General features: G+C 65.2%; 18 protein-coding genes and 1 pseudogene. 8 read left to right on the top strand and 11 right to left on the bottom strand.

What is annotated here, in order from left to right:
* Positions 1–21 precede the first annotated feature (21 nt).
* Positions 22–1,530, top strand: a complete 1,509-nt coding sequence (locus JHW40_RS04585) for a phospholipase D-like domain-containing protein (RefSeq protein WP_090617002.1) — start codon at positions 22–24, stop codon at positions 1,528–1,530.
* A 157-nt stretch (positions 1,531–1,687) separates the two neighbouring features.
* Here the strand turns inward: JHW40_RS04585 and JHW40_RS04580 are convergent, their stop codons facing one another.
* The 7 genes from JHW40_RS04580 to ribA all read right to left on the bottom strand — a co-directional run bounded on the left by JHW40_RS04580 (position 1,688) and on the right by ribA (position 9,493).
* Positions 1,688–2,941 carry a hypothetical protein gene (locus tag JHW40_RS04580; protein WP_139208258.1) on the bottom strand — a complete coding sequence of 418 codons (1,254 nt, stop codon included), beginning with the start codon at positions 2,939–2,941 and terminating at the stop codon, positions 1,688–1,690.
* The gene (locus tag JHW40_RS04575; protein WP_090617006.1) at positions 2,938–3,978 is read right to left on the bottom strand and encodes a hypothetical protein; all 1,041 of its coding nucleotides are present in this window, start codon (positions 3,976–3,978) and stop codon (positions 2,938–2,940) included. The genes JHW40_RS04580 and JHW40_RS04575 overlap by 4 nt, the downstream gene beginning before the upstream one ends.
* Before the next feature lie 3 nt (positions 3,979–3,981).
* Positions 3,982–4,434: a hypothetical protein gene (locus JHW40_RS04570; RefSeq protein WP_090617008.1), complete on the bottom strand. Its 453-nt coding sequence runs from the start codon at positions 4,432–4,434 to the stop codon at positions 3,982–3,984.
* Positions 4,435–4,583: 149 nt separating this feature from the next.
* The gene (locus JHW40_RS04565; protein ID WP_090617010.1) at positions 4,584–5,672 is read right to left on the bottom strand and encodes an ABC transporter ATP-binding protein; all 1,089 of its coding nucleotides are present in this window, start codon (positions 5,670–5,672) and stop codon (positions 4,584–4,586) included.
* Positions 5,660–7,366, bottom strand: a complete 1,707-nt coding sequence (locus JHW40_RS04560; protein WP_090617012.1) for an ABC transporter permease — start codon at positions 7,364–7,366, stop codon at positions 5,660–5,662. Before JHW40_RS04560 ends, JHW40_RS04565 begins: the two co-directional genes overlap by 13 nt.
* The gene (locus JHW40_RS04555) at positions 7,363–8,334 is read right to left on the bottom strand and encodes an ABC transporter substrate-binding protein (RefSeq protein WP_090617014.1); all 972 of its coding nucleotides are present in this window, start codon (positions 8,332–8,334) and stop codon (positions 7,363–7,365) included. The genes JHW40_RS04560 and JHW40_RS04555 overlap by 4 nt, the downstream gene beginning before the upstream one ends.
* A gap of 100 nt (positions 8,335–8,434) precedes the next feature.
* A complete protein-coding gene (gene ribA, locus JHW40_RS04550) occupies positions 8,435–9,493 on the bottom strand; it encodes a GTP cyclohydrolase II (RefSeq protein ID WP_090617020.1) in 1,059 nt (352 codons plus the stop codon).
* A gap of 133 nt (positions 9,494–9,626) precedes the next feature.
* Here ribA and JHW40_RS04545 point away from each other — a divergent pair, with 133 nt between their 5' ends.
* Positions 9,627–10,313 (top strand): response regulator transcription factor, encoded by a 687-nt coding sequence (locus JHW40_RS04545; protein ID WP_090617016.1) that lies wholly within the window; start codon positions 9,627–9,629, stop codon positions 10,311–10,313.
* A 210-nt stretch (positions 10,314–10,523) separates the two neighbouring features.
* On the opposite strand, the pseudogene JHW40_RS04540 reads toward JHW40_RS04545, so the two are convergent.
* A pseudogene (locus JHW40_RS04540) lies at positions 10,524–11,905 on the bottom strand (IS5 family transposase).
* 211 nt (positions 11,906–12,116) lie between these two features.
* Here JHW40_RS04540 and JHW40_RS04535 point away from each other — a divergent pair.
* From JHW40_RS04535 to JHW40_RS04515, 5 genes are all read left to right on the top strand, one after another.
* Complete coding sequence (locus JHW40_RS04535) at positions 12,117–13,049, top strand: IS5 family transposase (protein WP_272849027.1); 933 nt, start codon at positions 12,117–12,119, stop codon at positions 13,047–13,049.
* 359 nt (positions 13,050–13,408) lie between these two features.
* On the top strand, positions 13,409–13,729 hold the full coding sequence (locus JHW40_RS04530; protein ID WP_090613973.1) for a hypothetical protein: 321 nt from the start codon (positions 13,409–13,411) through the stop codon (positions 13,727–13,729).
* Positions 13,730–13,826: 97 nt separating this feature from the next.
* A complete protein-coding gene (gene arfB / locus JHW40_RS04525; protein WP_090613972.1) occupies positions 13,827–14,249 on the top strand; it encodes an alternative ribosome rescue aminoacyl-tRNA hydrolase ArfB in 423 nt (140 codons plus the stop codon).
* On the top strand, positions 14,246–14,704 hold the full coding sequence (locus JHW40_RS04520) for an NUDIX hydrolase (RefSeq protein WP_090613969.1): 459 nt from the start codon (positions 14,246–14,248) through the stop codon (positions 14,702–14,704). The genes arfB and JHW40_RS04520 overlap by 4 nt, the downstream gene beginning before the upstream one ends.
* A 25-nt stretch (positions 14,705–14,729) precedes the next feature.
* On the top strand, positions 14,730–16,175 hold the full coding sequence (locus JHW40_RS04515) for an inorganic phosphate transporter (RefSeq protein WP_090613966.1): 1,446 nt from the start codon (positions 14,730–14,732) through the stop codon (positions 16,173–16,175).
* Here the strand turns inward: JHW40_RS04515 and pncB are convergent, their stop codons facing one another.
* Together pncB and pncA are read right to left on the bottom strand one after the other, a co-directional pair.
* Positions 16,176–17,468 (bottom strand): nicotinate phosphoribosyltransferase, encoded by a 1,293-nt coding sequence (gene pncB / locus JHW40_RS04510; protein ID WP_090613964.1) that lies wholly within the window; start codon positions 17,466–17,468, stop codon positions 16,176–16,178.
* 5 nt (positions 17,469–17,473) lie between these two features.
* Complete coding sequence (gene pncA, locus JHW40_RS04505) at positions 17,474–18,070, bottom strand: bifunctional nicotinamidase/pyrazinamidase (protein WP_090613961.1); 597 nt, start codon at positions 18,068–18,070, stop codon at positions 17,474–17,476.
* A gap of 126 nt (positions 18,071–18,196) precedes the next feature.
* Between pncA and trhO the strand changes: the two genes are divergently transcribed.
* The gene (trhO, locus tag JHW40_RS04500) at positions 18,197–19,093 is read left to right on the top strand and encodes an oxygen-dependent tRNA uridine(34) hydroxylase TrhO (RefSeq protein ID WP_090613990.1); all 897 of its coding nucleotides are present in this window, start codon (positions 18,197–18,199) and stop codon (positions 19,091–19,093) included.
* A 107-nt stretch (positions 19,094–19,200) separates the two neighbouring features.
* Here the strand turns inward: trhO and JHW40_RS04495 are convergent, their stop codons facing one another.
* Positions 19,201–21,480 carry an NADP-dependent malic enzyme gene (locus tag JHW40_RS04495; RefSeq protein WP_090613959.1) on the bottom strand — a complete coding sequence of 760 codons (2,280 nt, stop codon included), beginning with the start codon at positions 21,478–21,480 and terminating at the stop codon, positions 19,201–19,203.
* Positions 21,481–21,598: the final 118 nt, after the last annotated feature.

Here is a 21,598-nt window from a genome sequence, read left to right as displayed (position 1 = left end):
ATACAGACGCGGGGCAGGTCAATGGTCGAATTCGTAACGGGTCGGAATTGCTGGCGGGTCGCGCCTGCCGGGCGGGTTTCGTTCATCATCGACGGCAAGGCGCATTTCCGGGCGCTGCGCGAGGCGCTGTTGCAGGCCAGTCGGCTGGTCATGCTGGTCGGCTGGGATTTCGATTTCGAGATCGAGATGCTGCCCGGCGAAAGCGACGATGACGGCAATGCCCCGGACGGCTTTCCCAATGCTGTCGGCCCGTTTCTGGATGCGATCGTCGATCGCCGGCCGGGGCTGGACATCTATCTGCTGAAATGGAGCGGCGGCGCCATGATTGCTCCGGGTGGGGTGCTGCCGGCGTTGCAGGTCAAGTTCATGTCGCCCGAGCAGATCCATCTGGCCTTTGACGGGCATCACCCGCTGGGGGCCTGCCATCATCAGAAACTGGTCGCCATCGACGATTCGCTGGCCTTTTGCGGCGGCATCGACCTGACGGCGGGGCGCTGGGATGACCCTGACCACCGCGACGACAACCCGTTGCGCCGTGGCAAGGATGGCGAGATTTCCCAGCCCTGGCACGATGCCTCGGCGGTGTTCAGCGGCCCGGCGGCGGCAGAGATCTCGAAACTGGCCCGGCTGCGCTGGAAACGTGCCCATGATGCCGAGGTTGACGAGGATTTCGCCCCCGGCGCCGATATCTGGCCCGACAGCGTCACGCCGATGTTTCACGACCTGCCGCTGGCCATCGCCCGCACCCAGCCACCCGAGCGCGACCAGCCGCTCATCAACGAGATCGAGGCCCTCTATCTGGATGCCATCGCCGGGGCACGGGATTATATCTATCTGGAATCGCAATATTTCTGCGCCGACAATATCACCCGTGCCATTGCCGCCCGGCTGCGGGAACCCGACGGGCCGGAAGTCGTGGTCGTCAACCCGTTCGCGGCGCAGAAGGCCGTCGAGGATCAGGCCATGCATGTCACCCGCAGCCGCGCGATCCGCTATTTGCAGGGCATCGACCGCCATGACCGCTTCCGCATCCTGCATCCGGTGACGGAGTCGGGGCGACCGATCTATGTCCATGCCAAGCTGATGGTGGTGGATGACCGCTTTCTGCGCGTGGGTTCCAGCAATATCGACCGGCGCTCGATGGGGTTCGACACCGAATGCGACATCGCGGTAATCGGTCGCGACAAGGCCGAGCGCGACCGGATCCGCGAGTTCCGCGATGGCCTGATCGCCGAGCATCTGGGCCTTGACGCCGGGCGTGTCGGAAAGACCGTGACTGAACATGGCAGCCTGATCACCGCCATCCGGGCGCTGTCCCGCCCCGGTCGCGGGTTGCGCCCCCTGCCCCCGCGGGCCGAGCCGCTGCTGGGCCGGTTCCTGTCCGAGACCCGCCTGTTCGATCCGCGCTATCGCAGCAGCGCACAGGCACGTCTGGGAATCACCTCTCGCCATGTGATGATCGGGGCGGCACTTGCAGCGGGCGGGCTGATCCTGTGGCACCGGGTCGGACGGAGGAGCGGAAAGCGTTGAGGCTGCGCGGTGATTGCCGGCGGGGCGGGAAGGGGCGCTGCCCCTCGGCGCGTCTGCGACGCGCCTCACCCCGAGGTATTTGGAAGGAGTGCGAGGGGATGTGGCGGAAAGGGGGTGGCCGGCAGCGCGGCAGGCTGCCGGTCGGGTTCGGGATTGGTCAGGCGAGTTCGACCTGAAACGATGGCAGCCAGCGTTCCAGCGTGAAATCCTGCCCGCCCAGGGTCACGGTTTTCGTCAGCGTCGTGCGCAGCAGGGAACGATGCTCGACATAGCCATAGCCGTTGGCGTCCAGATGGGTCCGGTAATCCACGCCGCTGTTCTGCATCGCGTGTCGGATCGCGGTGACCGGCCCCGACACCTGCAACAGGATGTTTTCGCCCGACACCGCCGCCGACAGGATCTGGCCGCCGACGGCCTCCAGCCCCAGATGCGCCGGATCGCCGCCATAACCCTCATAGCGGCCCGGAACCGTGATCAGCTCCTCATCCGGGCGGGTGCTGATCGGGATGGTGATGATATCGCCCGCGCGGCTGGCCTGACCCGGCAGCAGGTTCCAGCCGCGACCGGATTCGACCTCGGCGATGGCCCAGACATACATCTCGGACATCTCGATATGGCCCTCGATCGACATATGCACCATGCGGTTGTCATAGTTATCGACCAGATGGCACCAGTTCGGGCCGACCAGAATCCCGTCCCATTCGCGCACCACCTCGATCTGGTCCAGCACGATCTCATTGCTTCGGCTGCCGCGATGGCCGTAACCGCCGGTCTGGCGCAGATAGAGGCGCGGCGCGGTCTGCTGGCCCACAATCCGCTGGATCTGTTCGATCATCTGGCCATAGGTCACGCGGAAGGCGTCCCGCCACCAGCCGCGCGGCCGGGTCAAATCGGCCTCTCCCTGATTGAAGCAGATCCGCGGCACCACGACGCTTTCGGCATCGCGATAGGCGATCATCGCCTGCGTCAGCCAGTATTCGGCGCTTTGCCACGGCGTCACCTGACCGGCCGCGCCGGTTGCCGGGTCATTGTCCAGACTGGCCACGGACATGCCGCCAATGTCGTGCCATTGATGCGAGGTGCGGCCCGGTGTCAGCCCTTCGCGCACCAGACCATGCGCGATCACCGCGCCTTCGGTGATGAAGGACCGGACCGGCATCGGGATGCTGCCGGTCGTCGTCACCGAATGGTCATAGCCCTGCGCCAGCGGCGCGCCGATCTGGGTGATCGGGTTGCCGCTGGGATAGCGCAATCCGCCAAGCGCCTGAACGCGGTCGTTGCCGGCGAAGACCTGATGCCATGTCCGCCCATCCGGCGCGCGCCGGTCGCCGGGATTCGGACCGGCCGACAGCGACTGGCCACGGGACATGATCAGTTCGACCGGGGTGACTGTTGGGGCTGGGGGCGTCACCCCCGCTGAAAATCCGCGATGACCTCTTCGAAGGTGATCGGCCAGTCCTCGTCCTCGGCGCGGGTGACGACAACCGCTTCGTGGATCACGCCGCCGAAATTGGCGCTGCCGATGCGCAAGGTGGTGAAGGTCCGGTCCTCGAATGTCTGATCGGCAAAGACTGTCAACGCCCCGGCCAGAGTCTTCATGCGAACGGTCTTGGCGACATCGTCCACCTCGATCCCCAGCACGATCTCGGTGCCGAAGGGGACCGGCTCGAACGTCTCCCACCGCGCCGCCGCGCCACGGTTGAAGCCAAGCTGGATATTGCCGCCAAACAGACGCATGGCCAGCGCGGTCGCGGGCGTCGCCTCGAGGAAGATCGCGGGCGAAGTGCTGTCCTGATCCACCGTCACCCGCAGCACGGCAAAGAAGCCGCCGGTGGTTTCGGGGGTCAGGCTGGCCGGGCTGGTCAGGAACCTGCCGCCTGCCGTCATCGCGATGCCCTCGGCCTGCATCTGCGGCTCGGCCCCGCTGCCGGTGGTGGTCAGGGACCAGTCGCCATTGCCGTCATTGGCAAGGCCGGTGATCGCGCTTTCCGCGCCGGTAAAGGCGGTGCGGGGGCTGATCCGCAGCAGGGCGCGCGCGTAATCTGGCCCCGCGTCCAGCGCGGCGATCCGGCCCGGGACGACGGGCGCGGAAACCGACCCGCCGGGATTGGTGGCCGTCACGCTCCATGTATAGGAACCCGCCGTCATCGGCGTCCAGATCCCGTCCACGATTTCATGCGTGCGGTCGATTCCCTCTTGCAGCAGCACGCCGGACAGGCTGACCGCCTGCGGGGCGCTGCCAAGGGTCAGGGCGATATTGTCGCCGATCTGCGCATCCGGCGGCGCAGCCATCGGGTTGGCGGTAAAGACCGGAAGCGCCACCGGATCGCCACGCAGCATCAGATTGCCATCGGCATCCATCAGCGAGGCCGGATAGCCGCCGTAATAGACCGCCGTCAGGCTTTCCAGCAGGCGGCGGCTGACATTGGACAGAATCGTCACGGTCATCGCTTACACCCCGGTCACAAGAATCGCGTCATTGGGCTGCTTCATGCTGGCGGGCAGCGCGGCATATTCGGCAAAGCTGCCGACCACGATCAGCCGCGCATTCACCGCATTGCGGGCGGCAGCCAGATTCGCCGCGCTGATCTTTTCCAGCGCCCCCAGCTGAACCGGCGTGGCCGAGGCGATGAACAGCTTTTCGGCCTTGAAGACCGAGGTGACATATTGGTTGAACCCCTCGATGGTCCAGCTGGTCGAGGCGTTCTCGCCTTCAGCATTGACGATCAGGTCCATCGACCATTCGCCGTGATCGTCGGTGGTCGCCTCGACCTTCTGGGTGACGATCCGCACGCCGCCGTCGAAAATATCCGATCCGACGAAGGTGGCGACGATCTTTCCGCCCTGAACCGGGTCGAGATTGGCGTCCTGCATCACGCCGCTGACAGTGGCTTTGTTCGGCATCAGATCCTCCTGAGCATGAATGTCCGCATAGGACGGAGGACCAAGAATTAGATTTGCCGCATTAATGGGGTGTTAATACAGCGTACGCTGTGGCAACGCTTTGCTTTGAATTTTAAAGAAAATTTATGCAACCGGGGCCGGAACGGGCGTCAGCGGGCGGTCTGGGCGGCCATTCCGGGCAGGCCGACCGGCTGCGTATCCGGGTCGCGGAAGGCCCAGGGGTGGCGGATGCTCAGCCGCAATTCCTCGCCGATGCGGGCGCGCTGGCCGCCATGCGTCACCAGCGATTCGCCCCCGGCATCCAGCACCAGCCGGAACCGCCCGCCCTGATAGGTGCAGGCGCTGACCCGGGCGCGGATGGGCCCCGCGCCGTCGATCGCCACCTGTTCGGGGCGGATGCACAGATGGGTCGGGCGGGCATCGGTGGCGCGGGCCTCGATCTGCTGGCCAAGCGCATGGACGAGGATGCCCGCCGGGGTCAGCGGCCCGGCCACCCGCAGCGGGATCACCGCACCGTCACCGACGAAACCGGCGACAAAGCAATCCTGCGGGCGGTCATACAGCACCTCGGGCGCGGCGAACTGGCGGATCCGGCCGTCCTGCATCACCGCCACGCGGTCGGCCAGCGCCAGCGCCTCGGTCTGGTCATGCGTGACATAAAGCATCGTCGCCCCGGTGCGGCGGTGAAAGGCGGCAAAGGCGTCCTGCATCGTGGCGCGCAGGGCAAGGTCCAGATTCGCCAGCGGCTCGTCCAGCAGCACCGCGCGTGGCTCGGCCACCAGACAGCGGGCCAGCGCCACCCGCTGACGCTGCCCGCCCGAAAGCTGCGCGGGCGCGCGGTCGGCAAAGGCGGACAGGCCGGTCAGCGCCAGCGCCTCGGCCACGCGGCGGCGGCGTTCCGGGGCGGCGATGCGGCGGACCTCCAGCGGATAGGCGACGTTGCGCGCCACGGTCATATGCGGCCACAGCGCATAGGATTGGAACACAATGCCGATATTGCGGTCCTCGGGCGGCACGAAGGGGCCACCGACGCGGGCCAGCACCTGCCCGCCAAGGGTGATTTCGCCCGCATCGGGGGCCTCGAACCCGGCGGTCAGCCGCAGCAGGGTGGTTTTACCGCAACCCGATGGGCCCAGCAGCGCCACGAACTCGCCCGCCGCGATCCGCGCATCGATCCCGTTCAGCGCCGGGATGCCGTCGAACAGCCGGGAAACACCCGAGAATATCAGCTCTGCCACGGCACGGTTCCTTTCGGCAGGCGGGATGCGGCCAGTTGCACGATCCCCATCAACACAATTACCAGAACAACGATCGAGGTCGCCAGCGCCGAGGCCATCACCGTGTCGCCGCTGTCTTCAAGGTTGAAAATGACGACGCCAAGCGTTTCGGTTCCCGCCGACCACAGCAGCGCCGAGACGGTCAACTCGTTCACCGCGGTCAGGAACACCAGAATCGCCCCCGCTGCGGCGGCAGGCGCGGCCAGAGGCAGAACGATGGTGCGCAACCGCCGCCCCAGCCCGGCCCCGGCACTGGCGGCGGCTTCCTCCATCGCCGGGTCCAGCTGGCGGATCGAGGCCTGCACCGGGCGCAGCATCACCACCAGAAACCGCGACAGATAGGCCAGCAGGATGATCGTCAGCGTGCCGTAAAGCGTGACCGAGATGAAGGGCAGCCGCATGAAGCTCAGGATGCAGGCAATCGCCAGCACCACGCCGGGCAGCGCATAGGGCAGATCGACCAGCGTATCGACGGCCCGCGTGGCCCAGTTCGGGCGGCGGCTGATGATCCACGCCAAAGGCAGCGTCACCGCCATCAGGATCAGCGCCGCCGATCCGGCCAGCAGCAGCGAGTTGACATAGGCGCGCCGGGTGACCGGCTGACGCAGCAGCACCTCGGCCCAGGCCTTCAGCGTCGCGGTTTCCCACGTCAGCGGCACGCCGTAAGCCGGGATCAGCGAAGTCGCGATCAGCGCCGCCAGCGGCAGGGCAAGGATCAGCGCGATGAACGCCCATAACCCGATCTCGACCGGCAGCCGCCTGCGGCCAAGCGACAGCGACAGCGGCTGGCCCGACAGCCCGATCAGCCCGTGGGCGCGCCGCGCCAGAAACAGCCGGTTGACCAGCACCCCGGCAATCGCCACGGCGCCGATCAGCAGCGCCAGCACCGCGACCTCGGGCAGAACCGACGGCCCCATGCTGACCAGCCGGCGATAGATCAGCGTCGGCAGCGTCGAATAACCCGCCGGAATCCCCAGCATGGCCGGAATGCCGAAATTCCCCAGCGCGGTGACAAAGGCCATGGCGGCCCCGGCGGCAAGGCTGGGCAGGCTCAGCGGCAGCACCACCTGCGCCCAGACCCGCCAGCCCCGCGCACCCGCGATGCGGGCGGCCTCGACCAGTTCGGCGGGCACCATGCGCAGCCCGGCCCGCAGCGTCAGAAACACGATCGAGGCGTGCTGGATGCCCAGCAGCACCGCGATGCCCCATGCCGAATGCAGCGGCTGCGGACTGCCCAAAGGCGGCGCCAGCCCGATGGTTTTCAGCAGCACCGAAGACGGCCCGGTCACCTGCATCCATGCCAGCGCGGTGATCTGCGGCGGGATCATCATCGGAATCATCAGGCAGAAAACCAGCGCCGCCCTGGCCCGGATATCGGTCAGCGCCACGACAAAGGCAAAGGCCGCGCCGATCAGCACCGAAATCACCGTGCCCGCCCCCGCCGTGACCAGCGAATGCCACAGCGCGACACGGGTCGATTCGTGGCCCAGAACCTCGGCCGCATGGGCGAAGGTCAGGCCGCCGCCCAGTCCGAACCCCTCGGCCAGCAGCCGCAGGATCGGCCCCAGCGCGATCAGCGCCACCGGCAGCAGCACAAGCGAAATCAGCCGGTCAGGGGACCGGCTGATCGCAGCAGTTGGGGCAATGGCCGTCATTGGACGCCGAACACCTCGGAGAATCTGGTCTTGTTGGCTTCGGTATCGGCCAGCGTCCGGGCCGCGTCAAACTCCATCAGCTTCAGGCTGTCGCGCGCGGGAAAACCCTCGGGGCTGTCCACACCGTTGCGCGCGGGGATATAGCCCATCTCGACCACCAGTTCCTGCCCGGCCTCGCTCAGCACGAAATCGACGAATTTCTCGGCATCGGCCCGGTTCGGCGCATCGGCCATGATCGCCACCGGCTCGGTCACATAGGTCAGCCCCTCGTCGGGAAAGACGAACTCGACCGGAGAGCCCTCGGCCCTGGCCCGCAGCGCCATGTAATCGACCAGCACGCCATAGGGCTTTTCGCCCGAGGCCACCGCTTTGAACACGGCGCCATTTCCGCCCTCGGCGCGGGTGTCGTTATCGGCCAGCGCCTGATAGTAATCCCAGCCCAGATCGTCATTCGTGGTCAGCGTCGCCAGATGGATCAGCGCCGCGCCCGAATAAAGCGGCGAGGGCATGGCGACCATTCCCTTGTAATCCGCCCCCGCCAGATCGGCCCATGACGACGGAACCGCCCCGGCCCCGGTATGATAGACGATGCCGGTGGTGATCAGCTTGGTCGAGTAATAATACCCCTGATCGCTGTAAAGCGCGGGATCATAGTTCTCGGCCTCGGGCGATTGATAGGCCGCCAGCTGGCCTTCCTGCGCCATGCCCTCCAGCGTCACCGTATCGGCGATCAGCAGGATGTCGGGCGTGGGCACTCCGGCTTCGGTCTCGGCGGCCATGCGCGCCATCAGCTGCGTGGTGCCGTCGCGCACCCATTCGACGGTCACATCGGGATGGGCGGCCTGAAAGGCATCCACCGTCTTTTGCGCGTCCTCATTGGGCTGCGAGGTATAAAGCTTCAGCGTTCCGGCCGATGCCGCAAAGGGCAGCGCCAGCGGCAGGACCATCGCAAGGGCAAGACGGGACATCGGGGTCTCCTGACAGGGTTGTTCGCATCAAGGCCATTGGACGGCCATGTCAGCCGCAGCACCTAGCGCCGTTTGGTGACAGGTGAATGACATCTGCCTGTCAAAGAAGATGCCCGGATTTTTCGGCCTTGGTGTCCAGATAGCCGGTATTGTGGCGGTTGCGCGGGGTGATCAGCGGCACCCGTTCGGTCACGGCGATGCCATGACCCTCCAGCATCGAGACCTTGCGCGGATTGTTGGTCATCAGCCGCGCCGCATCGAAGCCCAGCCGCTTCAGCAACGCGGCACCGATGCGGAAATCGCGCTCGTCATCCTCGAAGCCCAGCCGGTGATTGGCCTCGACCGTATCGAAGCCCTGATTTTGCAGGTCATAGGCGCGCATCTTGTTGGCCAGCCCGATCCCCCGCCCCTCCTGATTCAGATAGAGCAGCACCCCCTGCCCCGCCTGCCCCATCGCGTTCAGCGCCGCATGCAGCTGCGGGCCGCAATCGCATTTCAGACTGCCCAGAACGTCGCCGGTGAAACAGGCCGAATGCAGACGCGCCAGAACCGGGGCGTCGCGCGGCGGGGCGCCGATCTCGATGGCGTAATGCTCGGCCCCGCCATCGTCGGGGCGAAAGATATGCAGGCGCGAATTTTCCGCCGATTGCAGCGGCAGGCGGGCGGCGGCCACAGGGGCCATCGCCGCCTCATGCGCCAGTTGCGCCAGAAGGGGGCCGGCGGCCAGTTCGGTCAGGCCTGGCAGCGCGGGCGCGGGCAGCATCAGCATCGCGGGCAGCAGCTGCGCCGATTTCGCCAGCCCGATGGCAGCGCGATGGGCGGTCACGTCGCCGCCGCGCTCGGTCGCCAGCGGCCCCTTCAGAGGCACCCGCAGATCGTCGGCGGGATCGGCCAGCGCCCGCAGCCAGCGCAGATCGGCATCGCCGGGCAGCTGAACCCGCGCCAGCCCGCCGTCATAGGCCCGCGCCTTCAGCGTCTCGGCCCGGCGCGCGGTGATCGCCAGCACCGGCTGCCCCAAGGCGCGCATCGCCTGCAACCGTTCGGGCGACAGGGTCTCGACCGCCGCCGCCAGATACCCGCCGATCATCACCGGCAGCCCCATGCGCAGATCGGCGCGGGCGCGGGAAATGGTCTCGGTCAGGGTCGGTATCAGCGTCATCGGGCCGCCCGTTTCTGTAACAATCTGAAACATAGCGCCCCTTCCCGACAACTCCATGTGAGAAATCCGACATGGTGCTGGACGGAACCCGAACGCCACGCCAGTCATTCACCAACAGAGCAAAGGAGGCAACATGGCCGGACTGAAAAAGATTCTGCTGGTCGATGACGAGGACGACCTGCGTGAGGCCCTGGCCGAGCAGATGGTGGCGACCGACGACTTTGACGTGACCGAAGCCGGAACCGGCGCGGCCGCCGTCGAGGCGACCAAGGGCGCGATCTTCGATCTGATCATCCTCGACGTGGGCCTGCCCGACACCGACGGGCGCGAGCTGTGCAAGAAACTGCGCAAGCTGAATGTGAAATGCCCGATCGTCATGCTGACCGGGCACGATACCGATGCCGATACGATCCTCGGGCTGGATTCAGGGGCGAACGACTATATCACCAAGCCGTTCAAGTTCCCCGTCCTGCTGGCCCGCCTGCGCGCGCAACTGCGCACGCATGAACAATCCGAGGATGCGATCTTCCAGCTTGGACCCTATACGTTCAAGCCGTCGATGAAGATGCTGATCGACCAGAAGGACCGCAAGATCCGCCTGACCGAGAAGGAAACCAACATCCTCAAATTCCTGTATCGCGCACAGGACGGCGTCGTGGCACGCGACGTGCTGCTGCACGAGGTCTGGGGCTATAACGCCGGCGTGACCACGCATACGCTGGAAACCCACATCTACCGCCTGCGCCAGAAGATCGAGCCCGACCCCTCAAACGCGCGGCTTCTGGTCACCGAATCCGGCGGCTACCGCCTGGTCGCCTGACGTCCCTGACAAGCACAGGCCCCTCACGGGGCCTTTTTTGCCGCCATATCTTTGGTGCGAAAATATCCTGCCGGGGGCCTGGGGGACGCACAGTCCCCCAGACAAAATTAATGTTTTCGTTAAATATCAGTATACCAGATTCAGATCCCATTTCTTTACATGGAATTGCGCGGTTCCGGAGGGCTCAGGAGTCGGTTCTGAACAACGCGGTTATGCCGCGCCCTGCATCTGAAGTGGTCTGTTAACGACCACGATGATGCCGAGGATGAAGCGGATGACGAAGGCCCAAAAGGCCCTGATATGGGCGAGGATCTTGCGGATGTTGTGGCCGCAGGCGCAGAGCACGGCGAAGATCGCATCGCCGATCCTGCCCTTCAGGGGGCATCTGGTCAATCTGCCGTCTGATTTCATGTGGCCGATCTCGGGCTCGATGGCGCTGCGCCGTTTGAGGAGCTTCGCCAGCGCCGGGGTGATACCGCGCCGCTGGCCGCTGATCAGGACGCGGGTGGTCTCGATGCCATGCCCGCGATAGCCGCGGTCGACCAGGGCGAGTGTGGGCCTCGTATCGGTCAGGATTTCGACCTGTTCGAGGGCCGGTGCCAGGGTGTGGCCGTCATAGGGATTGCCGGGAAAGCTGCGGGCGCCAACTATGAGGCCGCCAACAAGGGTCGTGGCGAGGCTGACCTTGGTGCCAAACTCGTATCGCACCCGTGCCTTGCCTTTGGAGATGCAATCGACCTCGGGCTCGTGCAGGGAATAGACCTTGTCGCGGCTCTTTGGTCCCTGTTCCAGCAGGCGGCCGACCAGCCAGAGGGCGTCCACAACCCTCTCGCGCAGGGGGCTTTGCGGGATGTCCTGCAGGTGCCGGCGCAGATCGCGACGCACCCGGCCGACATGGCCCTTGAGTTGGCGCAGCGCCTTGCGCATGCGTTTGAACTGGCGGGCATGGGCGTAGCGCCCGACCTGGATCGCCAGCCGCGGTGCAAGACGGGCATAGCTCTGGCGCAGTTCGATCCCGGCCCTCTTCGCCAGACCAACCAGCAGGGCGCGGGCCCGCTCGTAGAGCCGGGCGTCCGTCGGATGGGCGATGTTCTTTTCCATGACCGTCGTATCGACCACCACCCGTTTCAGGACCTTGTCGGTGATCGTCCCGGAACTGCGGCCAGCCTCGATCGTCTTGGTCAACAGCCATTCCACGCGTTCGGCGTGGCCTTGAACCAGTGGCGGCTCACGCCTCACTCACCGATCCTCTTGCGCCAGCGCACCAGCGATGACGGATCAATAGGCGGGCGATGCTGAAAGAAGGTCTCGCCGGTGAAATGCTGGTAGTAGGGGTTCTCGACCCAACGGGCGACCACCGCCTCGTCCGACAGCTTGAACGCATGCTGCAGATACATCAGCCCGGCGATCAGACGCGGAGAAGTCGCCGGGCGCCCCGTCGCCGAGGGGAAGAACCCGGCCCATTCCCGCTCGAAGAACTCCCAGTCGATCAGCGCCGCGAGCTTCACCAACTCGTGGCGCAGATCGATCATATCCACCAGCCTGGGGCGCAGAAGATCATCCTGTTCGGCGGTCCGGAAATGGGGCTTCATTGGCGATCACAAATTGCAGGGTTTCTGCGTCAAGATTACAAAATCCTGCAAGAAAACACCAACAAAACCGCAGGATGATCACGCAATATCAACGCGTTCCGCGTTGGTCAGAGTCGACTCAGGAAACCTTTCTGCTCAGCAACCGGCGTTGTTGCAGAACTGATCATCATCCGGGATTCACGGCGTGAATCTGGTGGGTTAAGAGCCTGCCATGAGCAAGCCCGAACCTGCCCGCTACGGTACGACCAACTGGCAATCCTATAACGACGCGCTGAAGCGGCGCGGATCTCTGCTCGTCTGGCTGGACCGGGACATGGACTGGCCTGCGCCGAAGGCAGGCAAGCCCGGACGTCCGCCGGTCTTCTCCGACGCCGCCATCCAGTTCTGCCTGATGATGAAGGTGCCCTTCGGCCTGCCGCTTCGGCAAACGACCGGACTGGTCGCCAGCATCCTTGAGATGGCTGGTCTGGACTGGCCGGTCCCGGACTTCTCCACGCTCAGCCGCCGCCAGAAGACAATCACGGTCCAGCTTTCGTCGCGCCGGGCTCCGGGCGCTCTGAACCTGCGGGTGGATAGCACCGGGATCAAGTTCCTGGGTGACGGAGAGTGGCTGGCGAGGAAGCATGGCACCCACCGCCGGCGCCAGTACCGCAAGGTCCATCTGGCGATGGACACGGCGACCGGCAACGTCCGGGCGGTGGAATTCACCTCCAGCCGTGAGGGCGACAGCCCCGTTCTCCCTGATCTTCTGGACCAGATCCCGGAAGACGAGGAAATCGGCACCGTTACCGGTGATGGCGCCGAAGGCACCCGCCGTTGCCATTCGGCGATCCTCGCGCGCGGTGGCACAGGGATCATTCCCATCCGCAGAAATGGCCGCCTCTGGAAAGAAGATTGCCCCGCTGCCCTGGCCCGCAACGACATCCTGAGGGCAACCCGGCGTCTCGGCCGGACGATTTGGAAAAGATGGTCCGGCGACCATGTCCGCAGCCGGGTCGAGGCCCGGATGAGGAACCTGAAATCCTTCGGCGAGCGGATCGCCTCGAGGGACCCCGACCGTCAGACAGCCAAGATCCACATCCGCGTGGCCCTGATGAACCGCTTCAATGCCCTCGGCACCGCCCAGATCGAACGCGTGGCATGAACTCAGCCGGGAAAAGCGGCATTATGTCCTGAAAACGACTTCTGCAACATGCCTCAGCAACCTGTTCGGGTTGAACAAGGCGCAGATGGAGCGTCTGTACCCTTTCATCGGGGAATTGCTCCTCCGGGGGTTGTGGAAAAAGCCTCCTGACTCCAAGTCGCTTTGGCTCTCAGTGCCTGAGGGGCGTCGATGCCCGGCCGGCAGGAATGAAGTCGGCTTACGTCGTTCATCGCCAGATGGCTGCCCTGCAAGAAAAGATGCTGTAACGGGGCCAGCATCGCGCGCTGCCCATTACCGCTTGCAAGATCAGGGGCAGGCTGCCGCGGTTCTCGTATCAGATCCGGAAGAAGGACTGCGGGATGAGGCTGTTTGTCGGATTGGACGTGTCGCTGGAAAAAACCGCAATCCGTGTCCTCCGCGAGCACGGGAAGATCGTGAGGGGCTCTCAGGCGGCCAGCGAACCTGCGGCGCTGCTGCGCCGGATCAGGGAACCGGACGGGCCCATCGTCGCCATCGAGCTTGAAGCTGGCCCCTTGTTGCGATGGCTTCAGCCCGGGCTGGCAAAGGCTGGACTCGATATCGTGTCGATGGAAGCCCGGCATGTGAAGGGAGCCCGGTCGGATCACTCCATCCTGATCCGCAACGGAAATGCGCTGAACGATATGGCTCTGCTGCCCTGACGGGCGGCGCGAAACATTTCGGCACCGTCGCAAAAATTTACCAGATCTTAGCTATTATCGCTTTTAATGGTGCGACGAAGCGCCATATCTGGTGGTCATGCTGTATGTGACCGACAAGATAACCATAGAGGAATGGGAACTGTCAGAGCAGTTTACCCGGTCTCAGGGACCGGGCGGGCAGAACGTGAACAAGGTTGCGACGGCGGTGGAGCTGCGGTTCGAGGCCGCACGTTCCCCCAACCTGACCGATGCCGTCAAACGCCGGTTGCAGCGTCTGGCCGGGCGCCGCTGGACTTCCGATGGCGCAATCGTCATCCTGTCTCAGGAAACGCGCAGTCAGACGCGCAATCGCGAACTGGCGCGCGAGCGTCTGGCGGAACTGATCCGTCAGGCGGCAAAGCCTGTCAAACCGCGCATCGCTACCCGGCCGACCCTTGGCAGTCAGCGCCGCCGGCTGAAGGCAAAGACGGTGCGTTCGGGCGTCAAACTGCTGCGCGGCCGGGTGGAGACTGAAGAATGAACGTGTTGCGCAAATCGGTCGGCATCTTGCTGGGCAAACGTCCCCCGGCCTTGCAGGTCGGTGCGCTGTGCCTTGACGGCAAGACCGGGCAGGTGATGCTGATCACCAGTCGCGGCACCGGGCGCTGGATCATCCCCAAGGGATGGCCGATGGCGGGTGTTTCCCTGCCGGGCGCGGCAAGGCGCGAAGCGTGGGAGGAAGGCGGCATCGAGGGCAGGATCTCGGACAAGGAGATCGGTCGTTACATGTATGACAAGGAACAGGATAACGGTTTTGCCGTTCCGGTCGAGGTGCGGGTCTATGCGCTCTATGTGACATCGCTGACCGATGACTACCCCGAGGTGCATCAGCGCGAACGCCGGTGGTTTTCCCCCGGGAAATCCGCAGAACTGGTTGCCGAACCCGGACTGAAGGATATTATCCGCAGTCTTTCAACACGTCCGCAGGAAACATGACGATGACAGGGAAGGTTGTGCGCCAATGAAGATCGCGGGGCGTGATTTTCGCGTTCTGGACAAGGATCTTGGCAGCATCACCCATGTCGAAAAGGCCCAGATGCACGCCATTCGGCCGGTTCTGCGGCTGGGCGGCGCGATCCTGATGCTGATCGCGCTGTGGCTGCTGGTGCTGGGCGTGACCGGACATGAACCCGGCCTGATCGCCGTCGGCTCTGCGCTGATCGTGGCGGGCTGGCTGGGCGTGGCGATTGGCGCGAACGACATCGCCAACTCTCTGGGCCCTGCCTTTGGTGCGGGGGCGGTGCGGCTGGTGCCGGGGCTGATCCTTGTGGCCATCGCCGAAGTGGCGGGGGCCGCAATGGCGGGCGGGCCGGTGACCACGCGGCTGGCCGAGGGGATATTCGACAGCGCGCAACTGGGCACCGGCCTGCCGGCGCAGCTGACCGTCCTGTCGGCGCTGATCGCGGCCGCGGCCTGGATCACCATTGCCACCGGCGCGGGCCTGCCGGTCAGTACCACCCATTCGATCGTCGGATCTCTGGCCGGGGCCGGGATCGCGATGCTGGGGGCGGCGGCGGTGAACTGGGTCAGTATTGGCATCATCGCCTCGGCCTGGATGCTGACACCGCTGGCCGCTGCGGGGCTGGCCGGGGCCATCCTGCTGTTTGTGCAGCTGAACATCCGTGATGCGCCCGACCGCCGGGCGGCGGCGCAACGCTGGCTGCATCTGTTGGTGGGCGTCATGGTCGGATTGTTCGTGTCCTATCTGTTCACGCTGATCACGCCGGGTTTTCCGCTGTGGCTGGATCTGCTGCCGGGTGCATTGGCCGGATTGGCCGCGGGCTGGGCCATGCGCAGCCGGGTCGATGTCATGTTGCAGGATTCGCCCGACAAGCCCCGCATGACCAGCCTGTTCCGCCCGGCGCTGCTGTTCTCGGCCGTGATGATGGCCTTTGCGCATGGCGCCAGCGATGCCAGCAACGTCGCGGGGCCATTGCTGATGATCCTGCGGGCCACCGACGGCGCGGCGATTTCGGGCGTGGTGGGGGTGCCGCTGTTGCTGCTGGTGGGCGCAGGCACCGCGATTGCCCTTGGCGCTGTGCTGTTCGGACGTCGTCTGGTGGTCATGGTCGGCAGCGGGATCACCCGGCTGAACGCGGTGCGGGCCTTCTGCATCACGCTGGCCACCGCGCTGATCGTGCTGGGCGCGACCGGCCTTGGCCTGCCGGTTTCATCGACCCATGTCGCGGTGGGTGGCGTCTTTGGCGTCGGTTTTGCCCGCGAATGGCTGGACCGGCGCAAGAAACGGTCCCGCAAACGCCTGCCCGCCGAGGAGGTGCGCCGCCGCACCCTGGTTCGCCGCAGCCATGTCGTCACCATCAGCGTGGCGTGGCTGGTGACGGTGCCGGTGACGGCGCTGATGGGGGCGACCTGCTGCTGGCTGGTGCTGTGGGTGATGGGGGTCTGATCAGACCACGACCTCTTGCCGGATCTGCTCTCCGACGCCGAACACGCGCTTATAGCGTTCGACCTCGTCCCCCGGACCCATCGCCTTGGCAGGATTGTCCGACAGCTTGACCGTCGGGCGACCGTTCGCCGCCACCGCCTTGCAGACAAGGCTGAACGGCGCCAGCCCGTCGCCCGGCACCAGACCGCGGAAATCATTTGTCAACAGGGTGCCCCAGCCGAAACTGACCTTGACCCGCCCGTGAAAGCGGCGATGCAACTCGATGATCTTCTCGACATCCAGCCCGTCGGAAAAGATCACCAGCTTGTCACGCGGATCCTCGCCGCGTTCGCGCCACCAGCGGATCGCGGCTTCCGCGCCCTCGGCCGGATCGCCACTGTCGATGCGGATACCGGTCCAGCCCGCCAGCCAGTCCGGCGCATGTTCCAGAAAATTGTCGGTGCCATAGGTGTCGGGCAGGATCATGCGCAGCATGCCGTCATGTTCCTCTTGCCAGTCGGCCAGAACCTCATAGGGCGCGCGGTGCAGTTCCGCATCCGTTTCGGCCAGCGCGGCATAGACCATGGGCAGTTCATGCGCATTGGTGCCGATCGCCTCGATATCGCGGCGCATGGCGATCAGGCAGTTCGAGGTGCCGGTGAAACGCTCGCCCAGCCCCTCGATCATCGCCTGCACCGCCCAGTCCTGCCACAGAAAGCTGTGCCGCCGTCTGGTGCCGAAATCGGCGATGCGCAGGTCGGGAAACTTGCGCAGGGCCTCGATCTTTTCCCACAGCCGGGTCATGGCGCGGGCATAGAGCACCTGCAACTCGAACCGGCCAAGCGTTTCCAGCACCGCCCGCGACCGCAGCTCCATCAGGATCGCCAGCGCGGGAATTTCCCACAGCATGACCTCGGCCCATTTGCCCTCGAAGGTCAGTTCATACTGGCCGTCGCGCTTTTCCAGCTGATAGGCGGGCAGGCGCAACCCCTCCAGAAACGCCATGAAATCGGGGCGGAACATCTGGCGCTTGCCGTAAAAGGTGTTGCCGCGCATCCATGTGCTTTCGCCGCGCGACAGCGACAGCCCGCGCACATGATCCAGCTGTTCGCGCAACTCGCCCTCGTCGATCAGCTCGGCCAGCCGGATATCGGATGAACGGTTGATCAGCTTGAACCGCACCACCGTATCCGGGCGATTGCGGAAAATAGACTGACACATCAGCAGCTTGTAGAAATCGGTATCGATCAGCGAACGGATGATCGGATCGATCTTCCATTTGTGGTTATAAACGCGGGTGGCGATATCGACCATCGGGGTTACTCCAGTATGACGCCTGCGTCGCGCATGTTCAGGCGCGCGCGTTCGCGGCTGCCGTCAAGGTCGATGGCGCGGGTCGCGGATTCGATGACGGTGGCGGTAAAGCCCAGCTTCGCGGCGTCGATGGCGCTCCAGCCGACGCAGAAATCATGGGCGAGGCCGACAAAATCCAGCCGACCGATACCGCGTTCGCGCAAATAGCCGGCCAGCCCGGTCGGGGTGACGTGATCGTTCTCGAAAAAGGCGGAATAGCTGTCGATACCGGCACGGAACCCCTTGCGGATGATCATGTCGGCGCGGTCGAGGTCCAGATCGGGATGGAATGCCGCGCCCGGGCTGCCGATGACGCAATGGCGCGGCCACAGGACCTGCGGGCCATAGGCCATATCGACGCTGGAAAACGGCGCGGCGCCGGGATGGTTGTCGGCAAAGCTGGTGTGATCCGCCGGATGCCAGTCCTGGGTCAGCACGACGGTGTCATATTGCGCCATCAGGGCATTGATCGGGGCCAGGATCTCATCGCCTCCGGCCACGGCCAGCGCGCCGCCGGGGCAGAAATCGTTCTGCATGTCGATCACGATCAGCGCCCCGGACATGATATCTCCTCCTGTCAGAAGACCATGCCTAAAAACCGAACCGGGGCGCGTCAATGGCCGTCGCGGCAAAAGACGCTGCGGCGGCGGGTCTTGCCACGGCTGACAGGGCTGGCTATGGCCGCGATCATGCTGACCGTCGCCGCGCTTTATCATTTCACCCGCTTCGATGACCCGGCCGCATTGCAGGCGCCGCTGGCGCGGATCGCCTGCACGAACGGTGTCAGGGGAACGCTGCTGCTGGCGCCCGAAGGGATCAACGGAACCATCGCCGGCACGCGCGCGGGGATCGATGCGGTGCTGGACCATATCCGCGCGCTGCCGGGCTGCTGCGATCTGGAATGGAAGGAAAGCCCGGCCAGCGAAATGCCCTTCGGCCGCATGAAGGTGCGCCTCAAGCGCGAAATCGTGACGATGGGCCAGCCCGATGTCGATCCGCGCGCGACGGTGGGCCATTACGTCGTGCCGCAGGACTGGAACGCGCTGATCTCGGCCCCCGATGTCGCCGTGATCGACACCCGCAACGATTACGAGGTGGCCATCGGCAGCTTTGCGGGCGCCGTCGATCCCGGCACCCGCAGCTTCCGCGATTTCCCGGCATGGTGGCAGGACAACGCCCATCGCTTTCAGGGCAAACGCATCGCCATGTTCTGCACCGGCGGCATCCGCTGCGAGAAATCAACCAATTACCTGCTGTCGCAAGGCGTCGATCAGGTGTTCCACCTGAAGGGCGGCATCCTCAAATATCTCGAAGACATCCCCGAAGAGCGCAGCCTGTGGCAGGGCGACTGTTTCGTCTTCGACCAGCGCGTCAGCCTGACCCACGGATTGCGGCCCGGGCGGCACGAGCTGTGCCATGCCTGCCGCCGCCCGCTGGCCCCCGAGGACCGCACCCGCCCGGAATATGAAGAGGGCGTCTGCTGCCACCGCTGCGTGGGTGAATATGACGAAACCGACCGCGCCCGCTTCCGGGAACGCCAGCGCCAGTTCGATCTGGCCGCCCGCCGCGACAATCCCGAAACCTGACCCATCTTTGGTGCGCAAATATCCCGGGGGGTGAGGAGCGCCCGGAAAAAGGTCCGCCGGACCTTTTTCAGCGACGAACGGGGCAGAGCCCCCGACCCGCGCGCGCCTTAACGTCCCCGGCCCAATCCGCCCGCCGCGATGGCGGCCATGTTCAGGATGTCGTTCACCGTCGAGGTGGTCGAGCAGATCTGGATCGACTTCGGCACCCCGGTCAGGATCGGCCCGATCACCGTCGCGCCGGCCATTTCCTGCAACAGCTTGACCGAGATCGAGGCCGAATGCCGCGCCGGAACCACCAGCACATTGGCCGGGCCGCTCAGCCGGCTGAAGGGGTAACGCGCCGCCGATTCCGCGTTCAGCGCCACATCGACGGTCATCTCGCCCTCATATTCGAAATCGACGCCCCGCCGGTCCAGAACCTCGGTCGCCTTGGCCATCTTCACCGCGCGTTCGCTGATCGGATAGCCGAAATTCGAAAATGACAGGAAGGCCACGCGTGGCTCCAGCCCCAGCCCGCGGGCGACGGCGGCGCCGTGGGTGGCGATATCGGCCAGATCCTCGGGCTCGGGCCATTCATGGACCAGCGTATCGCCCACCAGAATGACCCGGCCATTATGCAGCACACCGGTAATGCCGACCGCGCCATCCTGCGGGCGCAGGTCGAAGACCTGGCCCAGCTGCGCCAGAACCGGGGCGTTCTTGCGCGTGGCGCCGGTGACCAGCCCGTCGCCGTGACCATGGGCCAGCATCAGCGCCGCAAAGACATGACGGTCACGATTGGCCAGTTTCAGCACATCCTCGCGATCCACGCCGCGCCGTTGCAGCCGGGCATAGAGAAATTCGTGATAGGTCTCCATGTGACGCGAATTGGCCGCATTGACCACGGTCAGCTCGCGCACGGCGTCGCCAAGACCCGCGGCTTCCAGCTTTTCCTTCACATCGCCTTCGCGACCCACGACCAGCGCCTGACCCATGCCGCCACGCTGCCATGCCACGGCGGCGCGCAGCACGCGCGGTTCGTCGCCCTCGGCAAAGATCATCCTTGCCTGAGCCTGACGCGCGCGGGCATGAATGCCTTGCAGGATCGCCGCCGTCGGGTCCATCCGCGCCTTCAGCGACTGGACATAGCCCTCCATGTCGATGATCGGACGCCGGGCCACGCCGGTATCCATCCCGGCCTTCGCCACCGCGGGCGGGATGACATGGATCAGGCGCGGGTCGAACGGCGTCGGGATGATGTAATCGCGCCCGAATTGCAGCTTGCGGCCGTAAGCCACGGCGACCTCGTCGGGGACATCCTCGCGCGCCAGCGCGGCCAGAGCCTCGGCGCAGGCGATCTTCATCTCGTCGTTGATGGCCCGGGCGTGAATGTCCAGCGCGCCCCGGAACAGATAGGGAAAGCCCAGAACGTTGTTGACCTGATTGGGATAATCGCTGCGGCCCGTGGCCACGATGGCGTCGGGACGCACGGCATGGGCATCCTCGGGGGTGATTTCGGGGTCGGGATTGGCCATGGCGAAGATCACCGGATTGTCGGCCATGGATTGCACCATGCCGGGCGTCACCGCGCCCTTGGCCGAGACGCCGAGGAACACATCCGCGCCGCGCATCGCGTCATTCAGCGTGCGCGCCTTGGTCACCACCGCATGGGCCGATTTCCACTGGTTCATGCCCTCGGTGCGGCCCTGGTAGATCACGCCCTTGGTGTCGCACATGATGCAGTTTTCATGCCGCGCGCCCATCGACTTGACCAGTTCAAGGCAGGCGATCCCCGCCGCCCCGGCTCCGTTGAGGACGATCTTCACATCCTCGATCTTCTTGCCCGACAGCTCCAGCGCGTTCAGCAGGCCCGCCGCGCAGATCACTGCCGTGCCGTGCTGGTCGTCATGGAAGACGGGAATGTCCATCAGCTCTTTCAGGCGCTGCTCGATTATGAAACATTCGGGGGCCTTGATATCTTCAAGGTTGATGCCGCCGAAGGTCGGCCCCATCAGCCGCACGGCATTGATGATCTCGTCGGCATCCTCGGTGTCCAGCTCGATATCGATGGCGTTGACATCGGCGAAGCGCTTGAACAGCACCGCCTTGCCCTCCATCACCGGCTTGGAGGCCAGCGCGCCCAGATTGCCCAGCCCGAGGATCGAGGTGCCGTTCGAGATGACGGCGACCATATTGCCCTTGGTGGTATAGTCATAGGCGGTTTCGGGCCGCGCTGCTATCGCCTCGACCGGGATCGCCACGCCGGGGGAATAGGCCAGCGACAGATCGCGCTGCGTGGCCATCGGGGTCGAGGCGACGATGTCGTATTTGCCCGGGCGCGGCTCCATGTGATAGGCCAGCGCCTCTTCGGGGGTGATGCGGGCATTGCGGCTGGGCGTATCGTTCATGGCTTCCTCCGGGCTGGGCCTGAAGGTGATTAGCGCGGCGGCGGCAGGGGCTCAACGTGAAAGACGGCCGGGGTCGGGTATTCAGGAGGCGATGGGGAAGGGGGCTGCCCGCCCCCGC

The organism is Paracoccus alcaliphilus, assembly GCF_028553725.1.
Classification (GTDB): Bacteria; Pseudomonadota; Alphaproteobacteria; order Rhodobacterales; family Rhodobacteraceae; genus Paracoccus; species Paracoccus alcaliphilus.
This window is presented reverse-complemented; position numbering and strand designations above follow the sequence as displayed.

Coding starts and splice junctions, on each gene's coding strand:
- JHW40_RS04495 (WP_090613959.1), bottom strand. CDS start 21,480: ATGAACGATACGCCCAGCCGCAATGCCCGCATCACCCCCGAAGAGGCG.
- JHW40_RS04570 (WP_090617008.1), bottom strand. CDS start 4,434: ATGCCGAACAAAGCCACTGTCAGCGGCGTGATGCAGGACGCCAATCTC.
- JHW40_RS04535 (WP_272849027.1), top strand. CDS start 12,117: ATGAGCAAGCCCGAACCTGCCCGCTACGGTACGACCAACTGGCAATCC.
- JHW40_RS04530 (WP_090613973.1), top strand. CDS start 13,409: ATGAGGCTGTTTGTCGGATTGGACGTGTCGCTGGAAAAAACCGCAATC.
- pncB (WP_090613964.1), bottom strand. CDS start 17,468: ATGGTCGATATCGCCACCCGCGTTTATAACCACAAATGGAAGATCGAT.
- JHW40_RS04515 (WP_090613966.1), top strand. CDS start 14,730: ATGAAGATCGCGGGGCGTGATTTTCGCGTTCTGGACAAGGATCTTGGC.
- JHW40_RS04520 (WP_090613969.1), top strand. CDS start 14,246: ATGAACGTGTTGCGCAAATCGGTCGGCATCTTGCTGGGCAAACGTCCC.
- ribA (WP_090617020.1), bottom strand. CDS start 9,493: ATGACGCTGATACCGACCCTGACCGAGACCATTTCCCGCGCCCGCGCC.
- JHW40_RS04575 (WP_090617006.1), bottom strand. CDS start 3,978: ATGACCGTGACGATTCTGTCCAATGTCAGCCGCCGCCTGCTGGAAAGC.
- trhO (WP_090613990.1), top strand. CDS start 18,197: ATGCTGACCGTCGCCGCGCTTTATCATTTCACCCGCTTCGATGACCCG.
- JHW40_RS04585 (WP_090617002.1), top strand. CDS start 22: ATGGTCGAATTCGTAACGGGTCGGAATTGCTGGCGGGTCGCGCCTGCC.
- JHW40_RS04555 (WP_090617014.1), bottom strand. CDS start 8,334: ATGTCCCGTCTTGCCCTTGCGATGGTCCTGCCGCTGGCGCTGCCCTTT.
- JHW40_RS04545 (WP_090617016.1), top strand. CDS start 9,627: ATGGCCGGACTGAAAAAGATTCTGCTGGTCGATGACGAGGACGACCTG.
- pncA (WP_090613961.1), bottom strand. CDS start 18,070: ATGTCCGGGGCGCTGATCGTGATCGACATGCAGAACGATTTCTGCCCC.
- arfB (WP_090613972.1), top strand. CDS start 13,827: ATGCTGTATGTGACCGACAAGATAACCATAGAGGAATGGGAACTGTCA.
- JHW40_RS04560 (WP_090617012.1), bottom strand. CDS start 7,366: ATGACGGCCATTGCCCCAACTGCTGCGATCAGCCGGTCCCCTGACCGG.